Source organism: Actinomadura meyerae (assembly GCF_900188445.1).
In the GTDB taxonomy this organism is placed as follows: Bacteria; Actinomycetota; Actinomycetes; order Streptosporangiales; family Streptosporangiaceae; genus Spirillospora; species Spirillospora meyerae.
This window is the reverse complement of sequence record NZ_FZOR01000028.1, coordinates 99,547-110,104: the sequence shown is the minus strand read 5'-3', so window position 1 is coordinate 110,104 and position 10,558 is coordinate 99,547. Positions and strand designations below refer to the sequence as shown.

At 67.4% G+C, this 10,558-nt stretch carries 11 protein-coding genes, 1 tRNA gene and 1 pseudogene; 9 read left to right on the top strand and 4 right to left on the bottom strand.

Annotated elements, in window-relative coordinates; genetic code table 11:
• The first annotated feature begins 214 nt into the window (after positions 1-214).
• A complete protein-coding gene (locus tag CHF16_RS26030; protein WP_089328761.1) occupies positions 215-724 on the top strand; it encodes a DUF4238 domain-containing protein in 510 nt (169 codons plus the stop codon).
• 172 nt (positions 725-896) lie between these two features.
• Here CHF16_RS26030 and CHF16_RS26025 read toward each other — a convergent pair whose 3' ends face one another.
• Positions 897-2,060, bottom strand: coding sequence for a hypothetical protein (locus CHF16_RS26025; RefSeq protein ID WP_089328760.1), 1,164 nt, complete (start codon positions 2,058-2,060; stop codon positions 897-899).
• Positions 2,047-3,144 carry a hypothetical protein gene (locus CHF16_RS26020; RefSeq protein ID WP_143228118.1) on the bottom strand — a complete coding sequence of 366 codons (1,098 nt, stop codon included), beginning with the start codon at positions 3,142-3,144 and terminating at the stop codon, positions 2,047-2,049. The genes CHF16_RS26025 and CHF16_RS26020 overlap by 14 nt, the downstream gene beginning before the upstream one ends.
• Before the next feature lie 402 nt (positions 3,145-3,546).
• Between CHF16_RS26020 and CHF16_RS26015 the strand changes: the two genes are divergently transcribed.
• The 4 genes from CHF16_RS26015 (at position 3,547) to CHF16_RS25995 (ending at position 5,562) form a co-directional block, all read left to right on the top strand.
• On the top strand, positions 3,547-3,756 hold the full coding sequence (locus CHF16_RS26015; RefSeq protein WP_089328758.1) for a hypothetical protein: 210 nt from the start codon (positions 3,547-3,549) through the stop codon (positions 3,754-3,756).
• 254 nt (positions 3,757-4,010) lie between these two features.
• Positions 4,011-4,253 carry a hypothetical protein gene (locus tag CHF16_RS26010; RefSeq protein ID WP_089328757.1) on the top strand — a complete coding sequence of 81 codons (243 nt, stop codon included), beginning with the start codon at positions 4,011-4,013 and terminating at the stop codon, positions 4,251-4,253.
• The gene (locus tag CHF16_RS26005) at positions 4,253-4,681 is read left to right on the top strand and encodes a hypothetical protein (RefSeq protein WP_143228117.1); all 429 of its coding nucleotides are present in this window, start codon (positions 4,253-4,255) and stop codon (positions 4,679-4,681) included. Before CHF16_RS26010 ends, CHF16_RS26005 begins: the two co-directional genes overlap by 1 nt.
• Positions 4,682-5,217: 536 nt before the next feature.
• Entirely contained in the window at positions 5,218-5,562 is a 345-nt protein-coding gene (locus tag CHF16_RS25995; protein ID WP_089328754.1) for a tyrosine-type recombinase/integrase, read from the top strand.
• A 93-nt stretch (positions 5,563-5,655) separates the two neighbouring features.
• Here the strand turns inward: CHF16_RS25995 and CHF16_RS25990 are convergent.
• A tRNA-Gly gene (locus CHF16_RS25990) sits at positions 5,656-5,726 on the bottom strand.
• 81 nt (positions 5,727-5,807) lie between these two features.
• Between CHF16_RS25990 and dcd the strand changes: the two genes are divergently transcribed.
• From dcd to CHF16_RS25970, 4 genes and pseudogenes are all read left to right on the top strand, one after another.
• Positions 5,808-6,383: a dCTP deaminase gene (gene dcd, locus CHF16_RS25985; RefSeq protein ID WP_089328753.1), complete on the top strand. Its 576-nt coding sequence runs from the start codon at positions 5,808-5,810 to the stop codon at positions 6,381-6,383.
• A gap of 191 nt (positions 6,384-6,574) precedes the next feature.
• Entirely contained in the window at positions 6,575-7,819 is a 1,245-nt protein-coding gene (locus CHF16_RS25980; protein WP_089328752.1) for a quaternary amine ABC transporter ATP-binding protein, read from the top strand.
• A gap of 160 nt (positions 7,820-7,979) precedes the next feature.
• Positions 7,980-8,696: pseudogene (locus CHF16_RS25975) on the top strand (ABC transporter permease); the annotation flags it as partial.
• Positions 8,697-8,784: 88 nt separating this feature from the next.
• Positions 8,785-9,672 carry a glycine betaine ABC transporter substrate-binding protein gene (locus CHF16_RS25970; RefSeq protein ID WP_089328772.1) on the top strand — a complete coding sequence of 296 codons (888 nt, stop codon included), beginning with the start codon at positions 8,785-8,787 and terminating at the stop codon, positions 9,670-9,672.
• Between the two features lie 73 nt (positions 9,673-9,745).
• Here CHF16_RS25970 and CHF16_RS25965 read toward each other — a convergent pair whose 3' ends face one another.
• Entirely contained in the window at positions 9,746-10,501 is a 756-nt protein-coding gene (locus CHF16_RS25965) for a ZIP family metal transporter (RefSeq protein WP_089328751.1), read from the bottom strand.
• Between the last annotated feature and the right edge of the window lie 57 nt (positions 10,502-10,558).

The following is a 10,558-nucleotide window of genomic DNA, read 5'->3' as shown; positions in this document are numbered from 1 at the left end:
ATACCGAGTTAAACGTGAGACGGACGAGAACATCACCCACGACTCGCCGGCCACGATCCGATTGATCTGCCCAGCAGCTTAATTTAACGGCATTGAGATATATCGCTCGATAGCCAAACTAGAAGTTGGAACCTTCACAACCCAACAAGTACGGGAGCGCCTAGGTCTTGGACCCGATACTACGGATGACGAAATTGAAGGCCTGAGAGCGAGGATGCTCGCTAGTGCCGACACCTTCAAGGTCGACCGTCATTTGCACCTAAGCAACATTGTGGACATGTTCGAAGGGTCCATCAATCTAGTTTTCTTTCGACAGCCCTGGGTGCTGGCAACCTTCCAACGCAAGGCGCTCGGAACATCCGATACTCCGCTTGTTCTCATCCCAGACCCAATGAACCGTGAAATGGGACTCGGAACGGGCCTAGGGACTGCCATGCAGCTCTTTATTCCCCTAAGTCGTCGTGTTGGGCTGTGCATGGGAGGACTCGGAGACAAAGCAGAAGATGGCTTTTTGCCAGGAACCACAGCGATAGCGAAGCAACTAAATAGCTATACGCTACACAATGCCAGGAAAGCCGTTTTCCATCACCCACATGACGCTCCTTTTGCTGGCATGCGAATTCCTGAACCGCGCACGGAAGAGATGCGTATCCCCCATAAGCAGATCAATAACTTGATTGCTGGCTTTGCTAGGCAGCAAGGAAGGCTTCCGGAGGATCCTTGATCGGCGCAAACATACGCTGGCGGTGAACGCCCCGGCGCGACGGGACCGGACGGGACAGGCCGCATGCCCGGCGCGCTGGGGCGGGCGGCCGCCGGCAGCCGCGTAGCGGGCGCCCTTGAAGACGTAAAGAAAGTTCTCATCCGGCGGTTGGGCTGCTGGCTGACCCTAGGTCTTAGGTGCCTTGGCCGCCGATGGTGGGGCCTGCTGGCCAGAGAGTCTCTAGGTCGTTCGGGGTGAGCGGGTCGCGGTAGGCGGCCTGTAGGACGGTGGTCCTGGTGGGCTTGTCGGCGTCGGCGAGGTTGGCGAACCAGTCAATGCCTGCGGGGTAGGCCCAGAGGTAGGAGCGTAGTTGTGGGTTGGCTCCTCGGTCGGTGAGGAGGTCGGCTATGGCGGCGTCCTTGATCCAGGGCATGCGGAAGCGGGCGTGGTCGGCCAGCTCGGCGATGGTCGCGCCCTGGTTGAGCGCGATGTGCAGTTCGGCGCGCACTAGTTGGTTGTAGTGGTCGAACTTGGTGCGGGTGACAAGTAGCTCGTCGTCTGGGGTGATGAAGAGGGGTAGGGCCTGGGCGAGTCCTTCGAGGAGGACTTGTTGGGTGGCGTGTACCGACATCAGGCGTACCCAGGGGACGTCTTCGGCTGCTGCTCGGGCTGACCAGCTCGCGCCTTGGAGGCCGTGGCCGAGTACCTCGTGTAGGGCGAATTGGCGGGCGGCGACCTTGGTGAAGCTGGCGCGGCGGAGGTTGAGGCGTAGGCGGACCTTGTCGCCGGCGCCATCCAGCCAGTACGCCCAGTAGGCGTCTACCTCGGTGGTCTCGATGGTGAGGTTGAACGCGGCGGTGCTGCCGGTGGCCTGGCGGACTGCTTGTTCGTAGTCGGCGGCGGCCTGGCGGATCGCGTCGGGGGCCTCGTCGGTTTCGATGGGGCCTTCGATGGCGTTGAGGTCGCGTGCGGTGTCGGAGCCCCACTGGATGCCTAGGGCGGTCAGGGCTTGGCGGGCCTGGTCGCCTCGGTGGGTGATGTAGCCGTCCTGCCATCCGGCGGCCGGGCATCCCTGGGTCGCCCGGACGTAGTCAGTGAGCGGTGGGTGCTCGCCGAGGAGAGCGCCCAGGTATGCCAAGTCGGCGTTGAGACGGGCGGTGAGGCGGGCGGCTCCGGTCTCGGTGGCGCGGGTGTGGAGGTCGGTGAGGCGCCGGTGGATGGCCAGGCGGCTGCTGGCCGGTTCGGGGGCCGTGGTGGTGGGGGCGCAATCGAAGTCGATGACGGCGGCTGATCCGCGGCCGGTCTCGTAGGCGTGCCAGGCTCGTAGGGTCGATTCGATCTCGTCACGCAGGTTCACGGATCGGCTCCCAGCGCAGCGTCACGTACTGGTTCGGACGCAGGTGGTCACGAGTCAACGACATGACGGCATCCTGGTCCTCGATGTCCCAGACGAGGCTATCCGTGGCGGAATTCTCCGAACCGTCCGGGTGCTCCTCGGTCGCGGTGCACCCGCCGAGGTCGACACGGCGTTGCCGGACGCTGATCTCGTACCGGCGGCAGTAGCGAGGCATCGCCTCGCGCCAGTAGTGGTTCAGGTCGAACTTGCCGCCCTCGCAGACATAGCCGACGCGGGCCCACTCCCCCGGCCGTAGTGGCGGGGAGATCTGGAAGGCGAACTTGGCGAGGTTTGTCGTGTCGTGGATCCGCTGGATGGCGATGCGCCGGTCAATGTCGGGGACCGGCTTGATGGACAGTGGGCCGGTGGTGTGCTCGAACCACACTTCACGCGACATGCGCGCCTGAGGCGTATCACTGAGGTTCATTAGGTCGAAGCGGTATTCCAAGCGCGCGGCGCCGTCCTCGGCAATCTCTAGACCGATGGTCTTCGCCAGCTCGACGACGTGGCCGGAAAGGCCGGCCAGTTCGGTGATGTCGGCGTCGTTCAGGCGGCGGTCGCACTGAAGTTGGAGGAGCCTGCGGCCGAGGTCCTGGGCGTGGTCGCTGGCGACTGCTCTGACGGCTGCGAGCCGGGCCTTGGCGGCGGGGATCGTGCGGGTGGTCGTCCCCCAACTGATCTCGCAGGTCTGAGGGGTGTCGATGTGGTGTTCAAGGGTGGTGAGCAGCTCGGCGACGTCGGGGGCAACGGGCTCGTCCGGGTCGCTCTGCGGCTGGTTGGACTCCTCCGGCGGGCACGGCTCGAAGAGCTGTTCCGCCGTCCATCCGGGGAGCATCTTCTCCAACACGCGGCAGTGATGCGGGTACGGAAGCCCCTTCAGTTCACCGCTGAGCCAGCGGTGCAACTGTGCTCGGCTGGGCCAACTCCCGACAAGGCCGGGGTCAATACCCCTTGCCGCTTTGTCGTATTCGCCACAAAACGTCTGGTGCGTCTGCCAGTGCTTCTCTCGGAGGAGCACTTTCAGCCGTACGGGGGGATTCGCCATCACCAACCTTCCGACGGCAGAAACGTAACACAGACGAGCATCAAACGAGACAAGACGAGAATGATCCGTCCTGGATGCGATACAGGCGGTAATGCGACGAGACGTGCCTCCCGGCCACCTTAGAAACGTGAACACCGACACCACTCCTGAGATCGAGTTGTTGGCGGGGCTGCGAGCCGAGTTGACCTAATACGAAATTCGATCCGAGGTCCGTGACGACCTCGCCGGCCTAGCCGTCTTCACCGACGGGGGCGGCGTCATCGTCTGGGTCTTCGTCGGCTACTCCGGGCGGTACTTCTCCTGGGACCAGGACGGGCGCCAGCACCCGGTCAACGACATGCCAGGAGCGGCTCGGCGGATCGCCGAGCAGGTCCGTCCGGGCGGCGCCGAGGTGGTGACGTCGTGAACGGCCTCGCCCGTAGTGGAACGTCGACGCTGATCAAACGGCTGCTGAACGGCTTGCAAGCCGACTTCCCCGGCTGGTCGATCGCGCGTGAGTGCTCGGGCCGCTGGGTCGCCAAGCGGTGCGGGTGGGGTGCCTTGTACGGGCAGAGCGCGGCTGAGCTGCGCAACCGGCTCGACCGGTTCACCGGATCGGAGGACGCGCGATGACTGGTGACCGGCGGGCCGCCGTCGTCCGCATTCCCCCTGCACGGCGATCGATGACCAGGAAGAAGGCGGTCGGACTGACCGAGGAAGAGCCTCAGCTCCTGCTCGCGGAACTCGCCGGGATCACTGCGGAACTCGATGAACTCCACGCACGAACGCGGCAGATCACGGCTCGGGTTCACGGGGCTGAATCGACCTGTCCGACCCGTGAGAGCGGGGCGGCCTGAGGTGAAGGACTCAGAGTGAGGAAACCTGCCATGGAAACGCGTGCGCAGAGTGAGGACCCGACGCTGCGGCAGCTCCGGGAAGAGTTCACCGGTCACCGGATCTGGCGGGCGCGGCGCTGGGACGGGCGTTTGGGCGACTGGGTCGCCACCCTGCGCGACCCGGCCGCCGGCGTCGAGCCGACCGTGATCCGCTCCGACCCGGCGTCCCTGCGGGAGGCGCTGAAGCAGGAGCGGCAGCGCGCGGGCCGTCCGGTGATGAAAAGGGCCTGGTGATGGTGGCGTGGACCCCGCCGCCATCACCGGATGGGGTCGTCCCCGCGCTGGGTGGGACGGCCCTGGGGAAGGCTGAGGCAGCGCGGCGGGTGCTTATCCCCCCGGATGCACTCGTCGCGCTGCCTCGGCCGTTCACCGCACTGCGGCACCTCAACCGGCTCGCGCGGACACTGCCGCGACGGGCCTGGACGGTGGACCGCCGGTACGCCGACACCCGGCCCATACTGCGGGTCTTCTTCCCCGATGCGCCGTGCCAGGGCAACAGCATCACCGTTGCAGCCGGGGACGGCGGCTGGTGGTACCGGTCCAGCACCCGCGAACTGCTCGCACCGTGCGCGGATATCGAGTTGGCCGTGTCGCGCGTGACGACAGCGCTGGACCGTTGGATCTCGGCCGCGGGCTCGTCCGGGGAGACGGACGGGTCCTGATGGACGCCGGCGCGGCCCTGGAGGATATCGCCAAAGACTTCGGCGTCCTGTGCTGGGTGGGGCCGTACACCCGGACGTATTGGGCGCTGGTCCGCAGTAGGGACGGATGGCGCCTGGTTGAAGCGGTGTCGGTACAGGAGCTGGCCATGGCCATTACGCATCCCGACGGGTGGCCATGGCCTTGACGGCCGCGCGGTTGGCAGTCGGTGGAGCACCGTGCGCCTGCCGCGCGGCCCGCTCGACAACGCCGGGGGCGGTGCACGTCGCGAGCCAAGGCTGGCCGGCTGCACGCGTTCATCCTTCTTGAACCTTCACCAGCCTGCGCTGGGGCGAGATCACGGCCCTGCGCCGCTGTGACATCGACCTGCCCGCGCGTACTGTCCGGATCCGTCACGCCTACGTCGAACGAGCCAATGGTCAGATGCTGCTGGGGCCGCCCAAGTCCAAGGCGGGGGTGCGGACGGTCACCATACCGGCCGCGATCATCCCGCACCTGACGGCGCATATGAACAAGTACACGAAGGAAGGCTGACGCCCTGGTCTTCACCGGGCTCAAGGGCGGACCCCTTCGGCGTAGCGGGTTCAACAAGGTCACCCACTGGCGGCACGTGGTGGAGGCGCTCGGCGTCCCGAACCTGCACTTCCATGACCTTCGGCACACTGGCAACCAACTTGCGGCCGACATGGGCGTCTCGACCAAGAACCTGATGGCACGCACGGGTCACGACAACGAGCGGGCGGCGCTGCGCTACCAACACCGGTCGGCCAAGGGTGACCGGATGATCCGCGATGGCCGTGATGCCCTCGTCCGGGAGGACCACGACCAGGGCGACGAGGAGGACGGCGGTGGAGCGCATGGGACGCTGGTGCCAGTGGCCTAATGGCCCGCTGATGGCCCGTCGTTGATCGCGCCCTAGAAACGATCATGGCCCAGGTCCGGGGATCTTGTCCCTGGCCTGGGCCTTTGCGCTGCGAGCGGGTGACGGGAATCGAACCCGCGCTGTCAGCTTGGGAAGCTGAAGTTCTACCATTGAACTACACCCGCGTGGGGCCCGTGAGGGCCGTCCATGCTGTGGATACTGTACCGGATCGCCGGTGTGGGTGTGGGGTGGGATAGCTTTTCAGCGTGCTGCTCTCCGATCGCGACATCAGGGCCGAGCTCGAGTCTGGACGGGTGAAGATCGACCCGTACGAGCCCGGCATGGTCCAGCCGTCCAGTGTGGACGTGCGGCTGGACCGGTACTTCCGGGTGTTCGAGAACCACAAGTACCCGCACATCGATCCCGCTGTGGAGCAGCCGGATCTGACGCGGCTGGTGGACGTCGAGCCCGACGAGGCGTTCGTGCTGCATCCCGGGGAGTTCGTGCTCGCGTCGACGTACGAGGTGTTCGGGCTGCCCGACGACCTGGCGGCGCGGCTGGAGGGGAAGTCGAGCCTGGGGCGGCTCGGGCTGCTGACGCACTCGACGGCGGGGTGGATCGATCCGGGGTTCGCCGGGCACGTGACGCTGGAGCTGTCGAACGTGGCGACGCTGCCGATCAAGTTGTGGCCGGGGATGAAGATCGGGCAGATGTGCCTGTTCCGGACGAGCTCGCCGGCGGAGTACCCCTACGGGTCGGCGAAGTACGGGTCGCGGTACCAGGACCAGCGGGGACCGACGCCGTCGCGGTCGTATCTCAACTTTCACCAGACCAAGGTGTAGCCCTTTTGTGACCTCAACGTGACGGAAGTCACCAAAAGATGAAACATGTTCTCTGGGCGGGTAGTTTCAGGCGACGCACAGCTTTGGCGTCTGGTTGACAGTCTCTTTGCCTGAGGCTCGTCGCGTCCGGGCGTCTGGACGGATTGAGCGAGCCGTTTCCGCGCACGGACGCGGGAACCCGGAAGGAGATCGTGTCAGTACTCCGCGCGGAAAGCGTCACCAAGCTCTTTGGTCGCAGGACGGCTGAGGCACAGCGGAAACTCAAGGCGGGCGCCGATCTCAAGGCGGTCCGCGAGCTCGGGGTCACCCCGGCCGTGGTGGACGCCTCGTTCGAGGTCCGGCAGGGCGAGATCTTCGTGGTCATGGGCCTGTCGGGGTCGGGGAAGTCCACCCTCATCCGGACGCTGAACGGGTTGCTCGGCGTCACCTCGGGGAGCGTCGAGATCGACGGCCAGGACATCGCGAAGATGTCGCCGAAGGCGCTGCGGGCGCTCCGGCAGAACAAGATCAGTATGGTCTTCCAGCACTTCGCGCTGTTCCCCCACAGGACGGTTCTCGCCAATGCGGCGTACGGGCTCGAGGTCCGCGGTGTCGCTAAGGAAGAACGCGAGAAGAAGGCCCGGGAGTTCCTGGGACTGGTGGGTCTCGAAGGCTGGGAGGACAAGCTTCCCGGTCAGTTGTCGGGCGGTATGAAGCAGCGCGTGGGGCTCGCGAGGGCGCTCACGGCGGGCACCGACATCATCTTGATGGACGAGGCGTTCAGCGCCCTGGACCCGCTCATCCGGCGGGAGGTCCAGGACCTGCTGCTCGATCTGCAGGGCCGGTTCGGCAAGACGATCGTCTTCATCACCCACGACCTGAACGAGGCCATGCGCATCGGCGACCGCATCGCGGTGATGCGGGAGGGCCGGATCGTGCAGATCGGCACGGCCGAGGAGATCCTGACGGACCCGGCGAACGACTACGTCGCGCAGTTCGTCGCCGACGTGGATCGTGCCAGGGTGCTGACGGCGTCGTCGGTCATGGAGAAGCCGCTGGTGACGGTGCTGGCGTCGACCGGGCCGCGGACGGCGCTGCGGACGATGCGCGAGCACCAGACGTCGGCGGCGTTCGTGGTCGGGCGCGACCGCAGGCTCGTCGGGAAGGTGCGCGCCGCGCGGATCGCGGACGCGGTGCAGGAGAACGTCCAGACGCTGGACGGCCTGCTCGACCCCGAGGATCTGGACCCGGTGCCGCCGGACACCCCCGTCGCCGACCTGTTCACGCGGTGCGCGGAGAGCGACCTGCCGGTGCCGGTCGCGGACGAGGAGGGGACGCTGCTCGGCGTCATCCCGCGGGTGACGCTGCTGGCGGCGCTCGGCGCGATCAACTCGCACGAGGCGGTCCAGGCCGAGCCCGAACTCGCGCTGGCGAAGGAGGGCGGCGACGGTGAGTGACCTGATCGCGCTGCCCCGGACCCCGGTCGGCGAGTGGTTCGACAGCCTGGTGAACTGGTGCACCGACAACCTGGGGTGGCTGTTCGACGGGATCGGCACGGCGATCGAGTCGTCGGTGGACGCCCTCACGGACGTCCTGACGGTCCTGCCGCCGCTCGGCCTGACGCTGGTGCTGGCCGTCATCGCGCTGGTCGTCAGCGGCTGGCGGCTCGCGGTGTTCACGGTCCTCGGCTTCGCGCTGGTCGACAGCATGGAGCTGTGGGAGGCGTCGATGGACTCGCTGGCCCTGGTGCTGGTGTCGGCGGTGGTCGCCACGGTGCTGTCGATCCCGATCGGCATCGCGGCGGCGCGCAGCGACGTGGTGAGCCGGATCGTGCGGCCCGTCCTCGACTTCATGCAGACGATGCCGGCGTTCGTCTACCTGATCCCGGCGATCTTCTTCTTCAGCATCGGCTCCGTGCCCGGCGTGGTCGCGACGGTGATCTTCGCGATGCCGCCGGGGGTGCGGCTGACCGAGCTCGGCATCCGCGGCGTCGACCCGGAGATGGTGGAGGCGGGCGAGGCGTTCGGCACGCCGCCGAACCGGATCCTGACCCGGATCCAGATCCCGCTGGCCATGCCGTCCATCATGGCGGGCGTCAACCAGCTGATCATGCTGTCGCTGTCGATGGTCGTCATCGCGGGGATGGTCGGCGCGGGCGGCCTCGGCGGCGAGGTGCTGGAGGGCATCAACCGGGTGGACGTCGCGAAGGGCTTCGAGGGCGGCATCGCGGTCGTCATCCTGGCCATCTACCTGGACCGCCTCACCGGCGCCCTCGGCGAGGGGCCGAGCCTGATGCGCGGCCTGTGGCGCCGCCGCGTGGCCGACCCGGTCTGAACCATGGCCTGCGCCTCCGGCCGGTCCGGCCCGTCCGGCCGCGGGGCGCCGCTCCCCCCACACCATGCAAGCCAACGAAGGGATGGGCATGCGTTTCAAGTTGAAGGGTCTGACGGTCGCGGCGTTGACGCTGACGCTGGGGCTGACCTCCGCCGCGTGCGGCGACTCGGATTCGGGTGGGGGTGAGAACGACAAGAACATCACCATCGGCGTGGTCTCGGGCTGGGCCGAGGGCGAGGCCGCGACCGCACTGTGGAAGCGCCTGCTCACCGACAAGGGCTACAAGGTCGACGTGAAGACGCTCGACACCGGCCCCCTGTACGCGGGCATGTCGAAGGGCGACGTCGACCTCTTCCTGGACTCCTGGCTTCCCGGCACCCACGAGGACTACTGGAAGCAGTACGGCGACAAGCTGGAGAAGGTCGGCAGCTGGTACGACTCGGCGCCGCTGACCATCGCGGTTCCGGAGTACTCGCCGCTCCAGTCGCTGGAGGACCTGAAGGGCAAGGGCGGCCAGTACGGCGGCAAGATCGTCGGCATCGAGAAGAGCTCCGGCCTGTACCGGGTCTCGCAGGAGAAGATGCTGCCCGCGTACGGCCTGCAGGACGAGTTCAAGGTGACGACGTCCTCGACGGCGGCGATGCTGACCGAGCTGGACAAGGCCGTCAGCGCCAAGAAGGACATCGTCGTCACGCTGTGGCGTCCCCACTGGGCGTACGCGAAGTACCCCATCCGCGACCTGAAGGACCCGAAGGGCGCGATGGGCCAGCCGGACACCATCTTCACCGTCGCCCGCAAGGACTTCGGCAGCGACCAGCCGGAGGTCTCCGGCTGGCTGAAGAAGTTCAAGATGGACGACAAGCAGCTGGGGTCCCTTGAGGACCTCATGGAGAACAAGTACAAGGGCAAGCCCGAGCAGGCCGTCGACGAGTGGCTCAAGACGAACCAGAGCTACGCGACGTCGCTGACGAGCTGACCCGGTAGCGGGTGGAAGGGCCGTCCGGCATGGCCGGGCGGCCCTTCGCCGTCCGCGCGGGCACCGGCCGGGGTCACCCGGCGAGGCCCGCGATGAGCAGGACGGCGACGAGCCCGGCGCCGGTGGCGCAGAGCGTCATGACGCGCGGGTGGACGCTGTGCGCCTCCGGCAGGATCTCGGCGGCGGCCAGGTACAGCAGGACACCGCCGAAAGTCCCGAGGTAGGGGCCGAGGACCGCGTCGGGGACGGTCGCGAGCATGCCGAGCGCGGCACCGGCGATGGGCGCGGCGGCGTCCGCCAGCAGCAGCAGGACGGCGGGACGGCGGTCGGCGCGGTGCAGCGAGGCCGCGGTGAAGGTGTTGAAGCCGTCCGCGAAGTCGTGCGTGACCACGGCGAGCGCCACGAAGATCCCGACGTCGGTGCCGGACTGGAAGCCGAGGCCGATGCTGAGGCCGTCCACCAGGCTGTGCAGGACCAGCGCGGACGCCGCGAGCAGCCCGCCCGCTCCGGCGCCCGCCGCACCCGCGCCGTGGCCGGCGTGCGCGTGCGGCGCGTACTCCTCTTCGTGGGCGCGGTGGATCGCGACGGCCTGCTCGACGACGTGCAGCAGGACGAACCCGGCCGCGAAGCCGATCATCGGGGCGGGGACGCCGAGCGGGCGGTGCCGCGTCATCTCCAGCGACTCGGGGATCAGGTCGAAGGCGACGACGCCGAGCATCAGCCCGCCGGCCAGGCCGAGGACGAGGTGCCGCCGGTCCCGTACCCGCATCGCGGCGAGGCCCCCGGCGAGCGTCATCACGAACGCGAGGACGGACACGAGCACGGCCATTCCCGTGTCTTACCAAGCCCCCCGCGATCAGAACCTCGCCCGCGCTCGGGCGGGCGA